This window comes from Thalassoglobus sp. (assembly GCF_048270125.1).
Classification (GTDB): Bacteria; Planctomycetota; Planctomycetia; order Planctomycetales; family Planctomycetaceae; genus Thalassoglobus.
Map to the genome: position 1 here is coordinate 374,159 of NZ_JBLWTN010000004.1, position 15,813 is coordinate 389,971.

The window sequence follows — 15,813 nt, forward strand, 5'->3', positions numbered from 1 at the left end:
TTTATTCCGCCCAAGTTCCGACAAGTAGGTATGTCATTGTGTCTTAGTAAGAGTCCATGAGCAACCCATTTGTCTGCAATCCGCTAAATCATGTTGTATAATCAGCATTCAAGCGGATGTATTCTGAAGTGAGATCACATGTCCAATAAGTCATTTTTGCATTTCCGAGTCGAAACTCGAGTTGAATTTTGACCTCTCCAGTTGCCATCGAAGTCGAGAGCGCACTTTCGTCGAAGCTTGTTGGGCAACCCCATTCGTAGATGACAACATCGTTCAAGCGGAGTAAGAGATCCTGTTCCTGAAACGGCACGCCGGCGTAACCTGCAGCGGACACGATACGTCCCCAGTTCGGGTCATTTCCGGTCACAGCGGTTTTCACTAACGGACTTTCACATACAACTTTAGCAATCTTTCTCGCATCATCTTCATTTGCGAGGCCAGAGACTTCGACACGTACAAAATGTTCGGCGCCTTCAGCGTCTCGGATAATTTGTTGGGCGAGATCAGAGCAGACTTCGTTCAAGGCTGATTGCAGTGCCTGCTGCGATTGCTCGCTGTTGCAAGCTTGACCGGCTGCCCCGTTCGCCATCAGCAAGACTGTATCACTCGTGCTGGTATGACCCTCAACCGAAATACAATTGAAACTTTGGTTCACAGCCTGCTTGAGCATTGAATCTGCGAGTGTCGTTTCAAGTTGACAGTCTGTCATAATCACGGAAAGCATTGTCGCCATGTTTGGAGCGATCATGGCTGCCCCTTTGGCAACGCCTGTCACTGTAATCTGTGTGCCGTCGATATCGATCTGCTTCGAAGAGATCTTCTCGACCGTATCTGTTGTCATAATACTTTTGGCAGCTTTGGTGAGATCCTCAGATGATTTTCCGAGTTGTTTGAATGCGTCTCGAATTCCGTTCTCGATCACAGGCATTGGAAGAAAGTGGCCAATCACACCGGTTGAACAGACCAACACATCGGATTCGTCACAGGCGAATTGCTCGGCGAGGATCGCCGTCATCCCTCGGGCATCGGTGAGACCTTGCTCTCCAGTGCAGGCATTGGCGTTTCCTGAATTGATAATAATCCCGCGGACGGAGGGACTGGGAACGCGCTCGCGTGACACAATCACCGGCGCTCCGACAACCTGGTTCTGCGTAAAAACGCCGACGCTCGTCGCTGGGATCTCGGAGGTGAAAAGAGACAGGTCCGGCAGACCTGATTTCTTAATGCCGCAAGTCACTCCGGTTGTCTGAAATCCCTGTGGGAGCGTGTGTTGCTTTGCCGCCATATCAATGTCTTTGAATTTGTTGTGAGAGTCTGAAAGTTCTTTAAGAAAGGGGATTCTTCCAGTTTCCGCTCTCGCTTTGCAAGTCTATGGAGAGATTCTCCCTGTGAACGTTTGTCAGGTAGAGTCCGCTGGAGATTATTTCAGATCAGGAGGACAAATCGGGTTGTGAGGGATGGCGAGTCGGGTCGAGCAAGGTTTGATGGAATCTCTCGATGTCCGAGCAATTGGCTAGGGATTGTTTGGTTGGGAATCCGATAACGAAACGGGATAGAACTCTCACCAAGCAGGTGGAATGGATGGACGGAAGTGTGAATATCATTGCTCTCATGAAAGATGGTGAGAGGTTTGTGTTCGTCTTTGATGAAGAAAGTTCACCACAACTTCTTCAAACACTGGGGCACTATGCTGCCGATCCGGAAATGAATTTCACCTGGTACGATGCTGCTGTATTGAGCCAGAAAGTACGACGTCTCCAATCGCAATCTTTGGCAGCTAACGAAAAGCCGTTTCGACGGTCCGCTTGAGTCATTGAGAAGTTCGCGTTGATGCGTTCCCCTCAAAATCTTCGGGAGGAGAGTCGGTGCTGACAGAAGTCCAGGATTTTCTGCGTTATCTGCGCCTTGAAAAGAACGCCTCTGAATTAACAATTAAGTCGTACTCTGACGACTTCGAAAGCTTTTACGATTATTTGCGTGAGCGAGTTGGTGGAATCCCTCATCCGGAATCGATCACCATTCCTGTTTTACGCGGCTTTGTTTCGTATCTTCACGAATGTGAATATGCTCGTACGACGATCGCTCGCCGGTTGGCTGCCCTGCGAAGTTTCTATCGCTACACAACTCGTGAAGGGCTGACCTCATCCAACCCGGCGAAAGCCCTGCGAACGCCTCGTGCGGGAAGAAAACTTCCACACTTCCTGACAACCGACCAGGTTGGAAAGCTTCTGGAAGCCCCACCAGCGAACGATCCTATGGGAATTCGTGACCGGGCGATTCTGGAGACACTCTATTCTGCCGGATTGCGTGTTGCAGAGTTAGTCAGGCTCGATGTTGACAGCTGGGACCGCGGAGCGAATATCCTCAGAGTGTACGGGAAGGGAAGGAAAGAACGGATTGCTCCCGTGGGAACGTATGCAGTTCGCGCACTTGAGCATTGGTTAGCTGTCCGAAGCCCTGATCCGAATGGTCTTCCCGATGAGACAAACGCGTTGTTCCTGAACCGTTTCGGTCGGCGACTGACGACACGCAGCATCGGGAGGATGCTCGAAAAGTACATCAAAATCGCCGGGCTGGACTCAATCACATCTCCGCATACATTGCGTCACAGTTTTGCGACACATCTTCTTGATGGGGGAGCAGATCTAAGAAGTGTTCAGGAACTTCTCGGTCACAAAAGTCTCACAACGACGCAAATCTACACTCACGTGAGTACACGAAGAATGCGCGAAACGTACGAGCACGCTCATCCGCACTCAAATCATGATGATCATGAATAGCCGACGCTGAAGTCGTTATTCTATGATTGATTTAACGAGTGATTCAGCAAGGGATGATCCCCACGGGACCGGAAACACGTAACTGTTTTTAGCATGTTCTGATTCTGCTTTCTGGCAGCTTGATGCCGTTGCGTAAGCATTCCCTCTGATGATTGTGCCCTGCTCTGCCCCGCTCTTTGTTTGCATCAACATTTGCACACTCGAAGACTCATTGAATATGAGTCACTATTTCGAGTTGCCATGTCGCATTCTTTCTTCATTGAATACAAAGCGTTGATGACTAACTCCTCCCCAAAATTCGGACCTGAGTTTTTTCAGCGATTGAAGTTTATTTGCGTCGTGGTCTTGGGCGGGCTTGGATTCAGCTTGATCCTTGTGTCGAGGATGGAATTTGCTGCTGTTCGTGCTTTTCTTGACCAGTTCTCTGGCGATGGGGCCGCAGAGCCATATACCGAGCAAGTTCATAGAAATCTGGGATGGATCGCCTTTAGTCTCGGTTTGCTACTGAGCCTTCTTAGTCTCGCGATCGCGAAATTATCTGTGAGATTCTACATGCGTTGTCTCGACTCCATGGATGTCGGACAGCGAAGTCGAAATTCGTTCCGTTGGTTGAAAGTGTCGGTTCATCAAAATCGTGGCTGGTTGCTGGGGCTGACTCTCTTATCTTTCATACTTCGTTGGTCGCATCTGCATGAACCGATTCGATTCGATGAGGCACACACGTTCCTCACGTATGCAAAATCCCCATGGTTTGTGGGGATTTCGTTATACCAGGATCCAAACAATCATGTGTTCAACACATTGCTGATTCACTGTTCGACCACGGTATTCGGCAATGCGGAATGGGCCATCCGCTTGCCCGCCTTTATCGCTGGAGTGCTACTCGCTCCGCTCACATTCTTGGCAGGCCGGATCACTGTTGGTCGAGATGCAGGGATCGCTGCCGGAACTTTGGTTGCTGTTTCATCGGCACTGATTGAGTATTCAGGATTGGGACGGGGATACACCCTGATTTGCTGCCTCACGATGCTGAACATCCTGTTCGCTGTTCGCATCTTACGGAATCAAACTGGCTGGGAATGGTGGTTGCTGACGTTCTGCTCGGCCCTCGGATTGTGGACTATCCCGGTAATGGTCTATTCAAACATTCTCGTTTGGGGCTGGCTTTTGTATCAGGGAATGCTCACCTCTCGGAGAAAATCTGATCGCCTGCGATTCATGAAGAGATGGTCGATCGCTGTCGGGATGACATGTTTGCTTGCACTTGGATTTTATCTTCCCGTTATTGCCACATCCGGGATACATTCATTGACCGGAGAAGGATTTGTTCAAGAGGGATCATTAGTTGAGTTTTTGATGTCGCTGGTCAACGGACTTGCGGAAGGATTCTCTTTCTGGTTTCGAGACTGGTCATTCCCCGCGATTCTCCTTCTTTTTGGACTGGGGGTTATTGGGCTCGTGGCAGCGAAGTCAGTCGGGCAGAGCCTTAGGCAGATTTTTGCCCTGTTGATCCCGGGAGCGATCTGTTTGCTTTTCCTCGTGTTTCAGCGTGTCGTTCCACCACCTCGTGTGGGGCTGTTTCTCATTCCCCTCTTCGCAATCTATTCTGGACGCGGATATGCACTGCTTCTCTCTGGCAGAGAACGTCCGCGAAGAAATTTTATACGGGCTGTCTGGTTTGCGGTCATCGTCATCTTGCCGGTGATGCAGCAAGTCCAGCACCAGACTATTCGAAATTCGCGTGAAACGGGGGTATGCCCAGAGGCGGCTGAACTCGTCCAATTCCTTCAGCAGGAAATTGAAACTGGTCATGTTGCTGCGAATACTTCAATTATCACTGTCTCTCCTGCGAGCGCTCCAATTGTTTATTACTTCTTGCGAAACGATTCCTCTCTCGAACACTTTTCCCGCCCGACTCGCGAAAATGCTCATGAATCGGTCGTCGTCGTCAGTCATAGTGGCCAGCAATCGGTGAGTTCCGTTCTGACAGAACTGGGGATCGACGATTTGGTTGAATCCGATGACTTCGCAGTCTTCAAGCAATTTCAAACCGTAACCCTGTATCACATTCCGAGCCAAGACTGATGCAAGCTCAGGATGCGTAGAAAATGCGACAGGTCGGCTTTTGACGATTGTAACGTTGAAATTCTTCAAGCCGATTCTAACTCCCCAGGATGACGCAAAGAGAATCAAGCATGTTCTCCGATGCGTCCGAATTCGATTGTAAGGGAGTGCGCGGTCTACGCAGGCGACAGGCTTGCCCGAAATCTGATAGAACGGAGTGTAAGGATGCGTAAGTTTGTCTTGTGTTTTTCAGTGATTTTCATTTGCTCAGCAACGTTTTCGAATGGAGCAAGTGCGAGTGATTCTCTGGATGCACTGGGGTATAAATATCCCAAGCATCGATTCAGTCTGAAAAATCTGCGCCCCCACTACGATGACGGCTTGAAGGCTGTGATCCCTGCTGATCAACCCGTTCCGAGAAACTGGGTTGTCGTTGGACATCGTTGCACGCTTCTTCAAGTCAGTTCGACAACGCATCAACTCTTGGTCCAGAAACTCCCGACCCGCCCAGGTTCTGAGCTGACAATCTGGAAATGCCAGCCTCTGCCATTCGGTTGGGCCGTTCTCGAAGAATTCACTTCGAATCAGTTTCCGGGCAAAAACAATGCATTACGAATTCGCAAAATGTAAAATTATTGTGGAACTAGAGCATCTTTCGAATTGGTTTGCAGGTTCTGCCTCGTGGCGAACAGCACTTTGACTAGAACTGATCCTGAAATTTGAAATTGCTCTCTCAAACGTTGAGAAAAGCGACTATTCCAGAAGTTTTCGGACTGGTTCTAGAGAAATGCGTTCTTCACGTGCACACGGAAGAGCAAACTGCTCTAAACGATGATTTGCGGCTCCAAAGTCTTGCTGAATGAACTCTCTCACAGCCAATGCGGGCTCTAAGAACAGATCTGCCTCCCCGAATTTGTCTCTCCCGCCGCCCCGAAATGTGTTAAGCGTCGAAAGTTGAAGATTTGCAGCATTTATGAATACTGCGCAAGAGACAGCGAGCGCCGTTTCGAAGAGAGATGTGGTTCTGGAGAAACTCAAAACAAAGTAAAATTACACGATCTGAGAAAAAATAAATGTTCTCTTTCTGAGGGCAGATTTCTCAACCGTTTGTCCGTGGAGAACGGGTTTCGTCAATTTAATAACTTCTTAATCATTCATGGAGCATTTTCAATGCTCGACGTGCCCATGTAGCGAGCTTTTAAGGGCATCTCTGGCCATTCTTGCCTGTTCCTCTTTTCCCAGGCCCACCGGGCGAATCCACGTCTTGACAGAAATGTTGCCTCCTTCTACTTTTCATCATCTCAAGACCCGTAAAGACTTACGGTTATAAAGTTACAGCGAATGGAGTCGCTCAAATGTCGCACATTTTACCGATCGGCACACAGCAAAACACGACACAGCCTGTCCCCCTCATCGATTTGGTTGCTCAATATGAAACCATTCGAGATGAAGTTCAGGAGGCCGTTCAACGCGTTTTTGAAAATCAGGCATTTGTCCTGGGGGATGAAGTCTCGAATTTCGAAAATCAAGTTGCTGAGTATTGTGATTCTACACATGCCATTGGATGCGCCTCAGGCAGCGATGCACTTCTGCTTGCGTTAATGGCACTCGAGATTGGTCCAGGCGATGAAGTGATCACCACGCCTTACAGCTTCTTTGCGACTGCAAGTGCGATTGTCCGGACTGGAGCAACTCCCGTCTTTGTTGATATCGATCCAGAGACTTACAATCTCAATACAGAACAAATTGAACTCGCAATGACCCGGCGGACGAAGGCGATCATGCCTGTCCATCTCTTCGGGCAATGTGCAGAAATGGATCCCATCTGGAGAATTGCAACTCAATATGGGCTTGCGATCATCGAAGATGCCGCCCAGGCGATTGGAGCTTCCTATCGTGGCCGTAAAGCGGGTGTCCTTGGTTCGATCGGATGCTTCAGTTTCTTCCCCACAAAAAATCTGGGAGGAGCCGGAGATGGCGGTCTCGTGACCACAGACGACAAAGACCTTGCAGCCCGCCTCCGACGTTTACGCGTTCATGGCGATGTCGGTGGCTACACTCATGTTGATGTCGGAATCAACAGCCGTTTAGATGCCCTTCAGGCAGCTGTTCTTGCTGTAAAGCTTCGGCACCTCGATGCTTGGTCTGACGCCAGACGAGAGAACGCTCAGCGGTATCAGGAACTCTTTTCAGAGTTTGAACTCAGAGAGCGAGTTGGACTTCCGGAACAAGTGGAAGAGCGACATCATGTCTATAACCAGTTCACGATTCGTGTTTCTGGTGGTCAACGTGATGAAGTGTTGAAACGACTTCGCGAGCGACAAGTCGGATGCTCCATTTATTATCCGAAGCCGCTTCATCTTCAAGAGTGCTTCTCAAACTTGCACTATGTGCAGGGAGATTTCCCGGAAGCCGAACGTGCTGCCGATGAAACCATCGCACTGCCAATCTACGCTGAGCTCGGAGCCGAGCGTCAGCGAGTTGTCGTGGAAAACATCCATCAAATCCTTGCTGAGATGGACGCCGAATCATTCGTTCCAGTTCGTCGGGCAGCATAATTCTGCTGTTGAATTCAGTACGCAACCAAAACTCTCCGAGGTCCTTACGGTCTCGGAGAGTTTTTTTGTTCGCCGAGCCTTCGCTGATCTCACGATTAACTGGGCTTCTGCACTTCACCCGAAATGAACTCGGGAATCAATGTCGCACTTTTCGAATCGGTATTCGGCTTCTGCATCGATGTGAGTAGTCAATATCATCATGAATGCGAATTGCACGGACACCGCAACCATTCAAAGTGATCTAGAGCAGTTTGCTCTACCGTGTGCTCGTGAAGAACGCGTTTCTCCAGTATAAATGCTGTTCGCCACGAGGCAGAACCTGCAAACCAATTTGAAAGATGCTCTAGGTTCTCACTTTTCAGACATGTGAGGATAGCTCCGCAGAACGGTTGGGAATACATTACGCTGCACACGATTAGAGTGTGCTGATTTCAGAAGTTGAACTTCTGCAGCCACCGCATCGACCATCTTTCGACCACCTTGCATCAAGAATTTCCCCTTGTGAATATGACTCGTCTCCCTGATTCACTTCGTGAAGAATACCCCTTCGATCCGAAATCGGCCGAGATCGATGGGCATGGCTATTCGTACATTGACGAAGGAACCGGCTCACCGATCTTGATGGTGCATGGGAATCCAACTTGGAGTTTTGCCTGGAGGAATTTCGTCAAGCACTTCTCAGCGAATCACCGTTGTCTTGCGGTCGACCATCTGGGAATGGGGCTTTCCGAGAAGCCACAGGATTACGCCTACACAATTGAGCAACATATCAGCAATCTCTGTTCGCTGATCGAACATCTCGATTTGAAGAACATTACGCTTGTCGGGCACGACTGGGGCGGATGTATTGGGATGGGAGCGGCTGGGCGGATGCCGGTACGGTTCTCTCGTTTCGTGATGATGAACACTGCCGCATTTCGGTCGCAGGAAATTCCATTTCGAATTGCACTTTGCCGCATTCCCGTGCTCGGAGCGGTTGGTGTCCGTGGTTTCAATCTCTTCGCAGGAGCTGCGGTTTCACAGGCGATTGAAAAGAAAGACCGCATGACCGACACCATCAAAAAGGGCTACCTCTTCCCTTATGACAATTGGGCAAATCGAATCGCGGTGCACCGCTTCGTTCAGGAAATTCCATTAAAGGAATCTCACCCGACCTACAAAACCTTGGTTGATGTTGAAGCGGGACTGAGCCAATTCACTGACCATCCGTTTCTTCTTCCCTGGGGAGAGAAAGACTGGTGCTTTACCACTAACTTTCTGGACGAATGGGAGAAACGTTTTCCAAAGGCTGATGTCTTACGTATTCCCGATGCCGGTCATTACGTTTTTGAAGATGCACCCGAAATCATTCTCCCCCGCATGGAGGAGTTTTTCTCCAGCAATCCTCTTTCGGTTGTGAAATCGGATACACCCTCAACTTGAGGCAGGTTCACTTTCCTGCGTCCTCATTTTGAGATAGCAGTACCGATTCCAGTTCTTCCATAACCATCTCCACAGTAAAAGAGGCGAAGCTTGTCGCCCTCGCGAATGATGGTGGGGTATTCGACCATCTGTTTTTCCCAACCTTTTCCTGTTGGGGCAAGTTGCAGATTGTCTCCATAGTTCTTGCCTCGTCGCCAATGAATCCCGTCTGTGGACTCGGCATAGCAAATTGAGTAGTACCCCCAGCGGGAACCAATGGCGGAGTACCACATTCGAAATGAGCCATCTTTCTCCTGATGCACGACCGGACCTGCGACAGCAATGTCTTCATAGTTGCGGGTTGGGTCACGCAACATCACTGCTCCTTTTTTCTCCCAGTTGATTCCATCGTCCGAGACGGCCAGGCAGATCACTTTCTGTTGATTCAAATCGTGACGAACACCTGTGGTCGGACAACCGGTGTAGTAGAAGTGCCATTGTTGAGTCCCATCCGGTTGAGTGACTTTCAGGACCGATCCTCCGGCAACGCCGATGGCATCAGGAGCACCCGACTCACCACTTGGTGCGAGGACCGGCGTTTCTCCGTGCCGTATCCAGTCGAGACCATTTTGACTCGTCGCAAGTCCGATACCTGGAAAAGCACTCAATCCCGAGCCACGTCCAGCATTCCCGGTGTAGTACAGGTGCCAATGGCTGTCACTCATCTTCACGGCATGCGGCAACACGCACCAAACAGCATCAAATGAACCAGCTGGCCCGTTCTTGAATAACGGGCCTTTTCGCTCCCATTGAGTGACATCATCAACCGCAGCGGTTGCGACTCCGATGGTATGCCTGCCGTGATCGTTGCCTCCGCCGTAGTACAGATTGTAAGAGTCGCCCGATCGAACCACCCAGGGATTCATACAGCGAGTCGTATCAAAGGTTCCCTCTCCCTTGCGAGGCGGGAGAACTGGATTGTTTTCGTTTCGAATCCATTCAACTGGCTGCTTCAATTCTGCATATGCCTCGGAATTGGAGAGCCGCATTTTGACCACTTCTTTGCTTTGCCTAACGATTCCGTAAAGTGTGCCGACGTCACTGTGATCCCAGGCGATACCCTGTCCAGCGATCGGGGCCGAAACCGTCATGAGATATTCCAACTTTCCGGGCTGTTCAGGGACTTTCAGAACATACAACTCAGCATGATCGTGTCCGGTCACAAACAGATTCCCATTGGGGCCGAATGAGCCTCCCGAATTGCTATTGGGTCGAAAGCGTTTCAGAACGGTCTCTGGAAATTTCCATCGGCCTGTCTCTTCCCAGTCGTTGTTGTAGCGGGCCAGGAATGTTTGATTGACTTCATCGCCATAAAAAGCAAAGACAATCCACCACGCATCTTGATGTCGTTCAATCCAATTGATGGCTCCGTCAGTGATTTCGAACGTGCGGCTTGCGACATGTGTGAGCGTGTCCGTCGAGTATATCTCTACGGAATTTTTTAGAGGAGATTTCGGCCAATTTGAGTTTGCACAATACAATTTTCCATCAAGCACGGTTCCACTATTCAGGTGCAAGACGTTGGAACCATTCGGAGCTGTCCACTCCCCGATTTTTTTCGAGGTTCCCTTTTCGTATCTGGCAATTGAGCGGTTGGCGATGGCATAGAACGAAGAGGAATCGACCGCGACTGCCTGATGAGCTTCCGGAATCTGAACTCTCCGCAATTCCTGAATTGAGATCTCAGCTGCATCACAAGCGGAAGCGAGGAAAAACAACGTTAGAAAAGAGTTGTTGAGTCGTAAGCCGCACGAATTCTTCGTCTTCATAAATCCTGATCCGGATGATTTTTTTCTTGTGTGAAATTCTCATTGGCAGTTTACGGCGCTTCCCAATCTTTCGCTACGGCGACAACTGTCGCTGCTCGAAGTCTCTGCAGATTCATCCAGAGAACAGCCGCAATTGCTCTTTTGGTTCTCACGACGCACCTCAGGTCGATGATCGATCTTCCTGAGGGCCTATCCGTCAGTTGTTCGATGAGATGCTCAACACTTAAGTACAGAATCATTCAGTTTCCCAGACAAATAACTGATGACACGACAAATCCGGTTCATGTTGTTCAATTGGCACGAAGTCTGCGTAAGTAAGTCTTAGAGTTACTTTCAATCGCAACCTGAATTGTGTTTGAAATGACTTGAGAATCAAAGACGTCAATGAAACTGGAACCAGTCGAAAGCTCGTGGATGAGTCAGTTTTCTCATTGTTTAAGTGAGCAAATTCAGGTTTCAGTGTCAGTTCAAAAAATCACGACCATAGAAAGGGTTGTCATGAAAGAGCAAACAGTCACAGCAACAGATCCATTGAAACTCATTGCAGCAGTTCTGCTTCCACCGTTAGGTGTCGCAATGGAAGTTGGGCTTACCGGGCAATTCTGGTTAAATGTCCTGTTGACCCTCTTCTTTTGGGTACCAGGAATGATCCACGCATTTTACATCATCCTGACTCGATAAGGCCGTTTCCTGACTGGCACATGAAACCAGTAGCCAGGCTGGTCCCAGACGACGAGAGCAAAGTAAATAAAGTAAGCTCTGCCTCCATATTTTGCCCCGCAGCGAGTCAACTGTGAATTCATGTAAGTGACATTTACTGAAAAGGCAGACGCTAAAAATATCGCGAATTGTTCAACCGATCGTATCGTTGCTGCCACTTTCCTTCATAAGCGAGTTCAGACGAGATCACCGATGTCCGCTGTCAGACTTTATAAAATACTCAAGAGAGTCTTTCAGGATTTTATGCAAGACAATTGCATGAGAGTCTCGGCTGCACTTGCATACTACACAATTTTCGCGCTTCCCCCGTTGTTGATCCTGACACTTTGGATCTGCGGAATTTTTTTCGATCCCAGTGATATCGAAGGGCGCGTTGCTACAGAAATTCGAAACGTTGTTGGAAGTGAAGGGGCTGAACAAGTTAAAGAAATTTTGCAGCGGACTGGCGAACGATCAACGCGCGGGACTTATCTGACAAACATTTTTGGTGTGCTCGCCTTGTTGTTTGGTGCATCGGGGGTGATGGTTCAATTACAAACCGCGCTTAATGAAGTTTGGGAAGTAAAACCCGACCCCGCTGAAGGTGGAGTCTGGAATTTCGTCTCAAAACGCCTGCTCTCATTAGGTATGGTTCTGGGAGTTGCTTTCTTGCTGTTGGTTTCGTTGATTCTCACGACCTTGATTGCGAGTCTCAGCTCATGGGCTTTGCCAGATGCCTGGTCTGAATGGAGTTTGCAGACTGTGAACTTCGTCGTCAATTTTGGAATGATGACAGCTCTCTTTGCAGCGATCTTCAAGGTCTTACCAGATGCGGAAGTCGCGTGGAAAGATGTTTGGGTCGGTGCGTTCCTGACTTCATTCCTGTTTGAAGTCGGGAAATTTTCAATGGGGTTATATTTTGCGAGCAGCAGTGTTGGCTCCGTTTACGGAGTTGCCGGGTCGCTCGTTCTCTTACTGGTCTGGATCTATTATTCCGGGATGATCCTGCTGCTTGGTGCTGAATTCACACAGGCGTGGGCATTTGAAATGGGTGAAGGAATTCAACCCGCTGAGGGAGCGGTTCACGTCGTCGAAAACACGATTCACGTCAAACCTGATGGCGAGCAATGCAAAGGCGACAAGCAATCGAAAGCAGAGATGCACAAAGAACCTCTGAGTCAAAATCCATCTGCCGGAGTCCCTATCGGAAACAATTTTTTGCGAGAAGAGGACTCTAACAGGAAGATTGAAAAAGTCTCCACGTGAGACCATCTCCAACGAGAACGTCTCTACTCTTGTCCTTAATCCGGGGCAGTCTTCAGTCCAAAGAGCCAGCGTGAGAGAATCGCTTTCGGCAGGCCAGCCTCCAATACTGAATCTTGGATTCCATGCTTTCGCAGTATGTTTTCGGCAGCCAAATAGCCGCTTCGCGCAGCTCCTTCCATCGTGGCAGGCCAGTCGGTTTGAGTCCAGTCCCCAGCGAACTGCAGGTTGGGAATGAATGATTGTTGCTGCGGTCGCAACTCATCAATTCCTGGAGTGACAGAGAAAACTGCTCGCTTTTCGGTGATCACTCGGGAGTGGACAACCTTCGCGTCAGCGGCGTCGGACCAGATCTCTTTAAGTTCGTTGAAGACACGTTCAACGACTTCATCCTGACTCAACCCGGAGAGGCTGCGACTGGCACTCATCACCACTTGATATCGAAAAATTCCGTCTTTGATCTCTTGAGGGTCGGCTCGACGAGCAAACATCCACTGAGAAAGACGATCAACAAGTACGGCGTGCGGTAAGTGTGTGATTTTTCTGTCCAGCCAAAGATGGACGCTGGTGATGGGAGCGGTTTCAATCTTTTGGATTGCTTGCAACGTAGCATGCTCATGAAATTCGGCAGGGAGCAGTTTAGGAACCTGATGATGCGGAACCGCGAGAATGTATTCATCAGCAACTGCAGTCTGTTCGTTCGCAAAGTATGCACTTCGCACGGAATTCTCTTCGCAGCGGAGTTCACGTAATCTGTGCTCCTGATGAATCTGAACTCCCGCTCGCTGCAATGCTTGAGCGGCTCGCTTGGAATACAAATCGTCTAGCGATTCGGTGGGGATTTCAACGCGCCACCCTTCTCGATTTGCCAGAAATCCATCGATGAAAACTTTTTGAGCGTAGGCGGCATCAATGCGTTCCAGAGATTCGCTTAAAGCACTCACGAGAACAACTTCCCAGACTCGTTTGATGAGAGCATCCGTCTGTTTGTGTTCGCGCAGCCAATCGGCGAAGTGTCGGCCTCTTAAATTTTGAACAGGAGTTCTGGCCAATGCCTTGACCGCTAACCCGAACAGCCTTTTCTCTCGGAAGGAGAGATAAGGGAGCCGCAAAAACGAGAGAGTTAAATGCAACGGAGCCGGCAGCCAACTTTCATTGAAAGATGTGATCGCGCCATCTGGAGCAACAAAGTGAAGCTGCTTCTGTGTTTCGAAGCAGTCTTGAAAGCCGAGATCGCTACTCAGCTTTTTCAGGTTCGTGCAGCAGGCCATGTTGACGTGCTGACAGTTATCAATTTCTTCTCCAGAACTTTGATCGTGATACGATCCAGCGCGACCACCGAATTGGCTGCGCGCTTCGTAGAGAGAAACGCGAAAATCATACTTTGCAAGTGCCGAAGCAGCAGCAATCCCAGCGATCCCTCCACCGATAATGGCGACTCGGCGGTTGCCAGAAGAAACTGTCGTCATGGTCACTCAGGGTTACGTACAGATGAATTCAAAAATTAGAGCAGTTTGCTCGACCGCGTGCCCGTGAAGAACGCATTTCACCAGCGAACTTGCTGTTCGCCACTTCAAGAAATGCGATCGAGCGGTCGCATCAACTTGGGGTGATTACTCTTCGACAGTCTTCGGGGGCAGAACTTCCTGTAAAGCTGCCCGCATCTGGTTCTCTGAACCCGGTCCCACCCAGAGCCATTTGTCTTGGAAATTGTCTGCGAATGCAGAATTCGTGGGGACATATCCCGGCCAACATTCGCCGTATCCAATTGAGAGAACGAATGAATCTGGTCGCATTTGCTGAGCCATCAACTGGTAGCCGACAAACGATTCGCCGGGAAAGAGAACGAGTTGTGCTGGCCCGAAATCAAGGCATGGAAAATCGATCAGCTGACCAGATTTCACACGCTCATAACTTGCCAGTCCCATGGCGGCGTAAATTCGATCTTCAGTACGGGCAGATTTATCGTCGAGGATCGTTCGAAGCCGCTTCGGCTGAAGGCCTGCATGATCGTAGTATTTCAAGTCGAGCTTTGTGTTTGCGAATTTGGCCTGAGTGAGGGGAAGTTTTTTCGTTGCCTTCCAGGATTTTTCCATCCCGGCAAGAATCCGATTCGTCAGATCAATTCGGCTCTGCTTTGATCCATTGTTGAATTTTCCAGCGGTGACATCACCACTGCATCCCGAGGCGTAAATCTGTTTGATGTTGGGGTGCTTCTTCTGCATCGCTTTTCTGGCGAGTCCGACAAAATCTGAGGTCACTTCACCCTTTCCGTAATAGCTCATAGGATGAGTTGCGTACGAATGCAATGCCAGGAGAGGAGTCTCGTTATTCCAGAATGAAAGAGTCCAAAGATACGGGTCAATCTCGCCTTCGGGAGCTTCTGCAAGATAGTTCTTTCCGCCGCTTGCCGAACCGCGACCGAATGACACAGCTCCGCTGGACATGATAATCCGACGGTTCGAAGCGACCTTCTCGACTTTGGCTTTGCCCATTCCAATGTGAGTCACTGGACTGGCTGTCTTCAGGCTTTCCTGAAGTGCAGCGGAAACATTTTGAATACACTGTTGATGAAACGTTTCGTCGTAAAGTTCTCCTTTGAGGCCGACTTCTTCAAGCAACTTTGCAGCGTCCGCGTCGGTGACTGGGGCATCATGTTGATGCAAGCTCGATACGAGGACTCGCTCACGTGTTGTCCCTGCCGCTGCGGCGAGGCCGTCTCGCCACTGGTCGTATGCTCCGTTACGAATTTCGCACCAATCGATGGCAACATAAACCAAAGGCTTTTCGCTGCTGAGTAGTACGAATCCAATCGCTTCAAGTGAATCCGCAATTGTTTTCGACTTGGTCGGCAACAACCCCATGCAGCGATGATTCAACGGAATCGTCACGTCAACCGAGAACGAGGCGAGTTGAAACTCTGGCTCGTCGGCCGCTTGTGCGAAACTGAGTTGACCAATCGTACTGCAGATGACAGCGACAAAGAGGTACTGGGAAAATTTCATAGGTTGCTCGATATCAAGATGGTCGGACAACTGAAATGTACGACAAATCCTGATTCAGAACTACTCTCCTGACGAACTTGAATTGGCATTAGACTCGAAGTGTTCCGCTGGCTCGTTGGCCTGCTCGCTGAATGTCAGTCACTGAATCGTGTTCACTGCATCCTGTTCACTGAATATGGAGCAGCAGCGGAACAGCTGTCGAATAGCTGCCGGA

General features: G+C 49.5%; 12 protein-coding genes. 8 read left to right on the top strand and 4 right to left on the bottom strand.

What is annotated here, in order from left to right; translation table 11 throughout:
* Positions 1–88 precede the first annotated feature (88 nt).
* Positions 89–1,285 carry a bifunctional glutamate N-acetyltransferase/amino-acid acetyltransferase ArgJ gene (gene argJ / locus ACN0YR_RS07615; protein ID WP_417848600.1) on the bottom strand — a complete coding sequence of 399 codons (1,197 nt, stop codon included), beginning with the start codon at positions 1,283–1,285 and terminating at the stop codon, positions 89–91.
* A 212-nt stretch (positions 1,286–1,497) separates the two neighbouring features.
* Here argJ and ACN0YR_RS07620 point away from each other — a divergent pair, with 212 nt between their 5' ends.
* From ACN0YR_RS07620 to ACN0YR_RS07645, 6 genes are all read left to right on the top strand, one after another.
* On the top strand, positions 1,498–1,809 hold the full coding sequence (locus tag ACN0YR_RS07620; RefSeq protein ID WP_417848601.1) for a hypothetical protein: 312 nt from the start codon (positions 1,498–1,500) through the stop codon (positions 1,807–1,809).
* Positions 1,810–1,865: 56 nt separating this feature from the next.
* Complete coding sequence (gene xerC, locus ACN0YR_RS07625; RefSeq protein ID WP_417848602.1) at positions 1,866–2,780, top strand: tyrosine recombinase XerC; 915 nt, start codon at positions 1,866–1,868, stop codon at positions 2,778–2,780.
* Positions 2,781–3,020: 240 nt separating this feature from the next.
* Positions 3,021–4,865, top strand: coding sequence for a glycosyltransferase family 39 protein (locus tag ACN0YR_RS07630; protein ID WP_417848603.1), 1,845 nt, complete (start codon positions 3,021–3,023; stop codon positions 4,863–4,865).
* 204 nt (positions 4,866–5,069) lie between these two features.
* On the top strand, positions 5,070–5,474 hold the full coding sequence (locus tag ACN0YR_RS07635; RefSeq protein ID WP_417848604.1) for a hypothetical protein: 405 nt from the start codon (positions 5,070–5,072) through the stop codon (positions 5,472–5,474).
* Between the two features lie 725 nt (positions 5,475–6,199).
* Positions 6,200–7,402 (top strand): DegT/DnrJ/EryC1/StrS family aminotransferase, encoded by a 1,203-nt coding sequence (locus ACN0YR_RS07640; protein WP_417848605.1) that lies wholly within the window; start codon positions 6,200–6,202, stop codon positions 7,400–7,402.
* A gap of 507 nt (positions 7,403–7,909) precedes the next feature.
* Positions 7,910–8,824 (top strand): alpha/beta fold hydrolase, encoded by a 915-nt coding sequence (locus tag ACN0YR_RS07645; RefSeq protein WP_417848606.1) that lies wholly within the window; start codon positions 7,910–7,912, stop codon positions 8,822–8,824.
* A 23-nt stretch (positions 8,825–8,847) separates the two neighbouring features.
* Here the strand turns inward: ACN0YR_RS07645 and ACN0YR_RS07650 are convergent, their stop codons facing one another.
* Entirely contained in the window at positions 8,848–10,632 is a 1,785-nt protein-coding gene (locus ACN0YR_RS07650; RefSeq protein ID WP_417848607.1) for a hypothetical protein, read from the bottom strand.
* A 498-nt stretch (positions 10,633–11,130) separates the two neighbouring features.
* Here ACN0YR_RS07650 and ACN0YR_RS07655 point away from each other — a divergent pair, with 498 nt between their 5' ends.
* Together ACN0YR_RS07655 and ACN0YR_RS07660 are read left to right on the top strand one after the other, a co-directional pair.
* Positions 11,131–11,313: a YqaE/Pmp3 family membrane protein gene (locus ACN0YR_RS07655; RefSeq protein ID WP_417848608.1), complete on the top strand. Its 183-nt coding sequence runs from the start codon at positions 11,131–11,133 to the stop codon at positions 11,311–11,313.
* A gap of 231 nt (positions 11,314–11,544) precedes the next feature.
* Positions 11,545–12,597 carry a YihY/virulence factor BrkB family protein gene (locus ACN0YR_RS07660; protein ID WP_417848609.1) on the top strand — a complete coding sequence of 351 codons (1,053 nt, stop codon included), beginning with the start codon at positions 11,545–11,547 and terminating at the stop codon, positions 12,595–12,597.
* Between the two features lie 35 nt (positions 12,598–12,632).
* On the opposite strand, the gene hpnE is transcribed toward ACN0YR_RS07660, so the two are convergent.
* Both hpnE and ACN0YR_RS07670 read right to left on the bottom strand, forming a co-directional pair.
* Positions 12,633–14,063 (bottom strand): hydroxysqualene dehydroxylase HpnE, encoded by a 1,431-nt coding sequence (gene hpnE / locus ACN0YR_RS07665; RefSeq protein ID WP_417848610.1) that lies wholly within the window; start codon positions 14,061–14,063, stop codon positions 12,633–12,635.
* A gap of 144 nt (positions 14,064–14,207) precedes the next feature.
* Entirely contained in the window at positions 14,208–15,599 is a 1,392-nt protein-coding gene (locus tag ACN0YR_RS07670) for a hypothetical protein (protein WP_417848611.1), read from the bottom strand.
* Between the last annotated feature and the right edge of the window lie 214 nt (positions 15,600–15,813).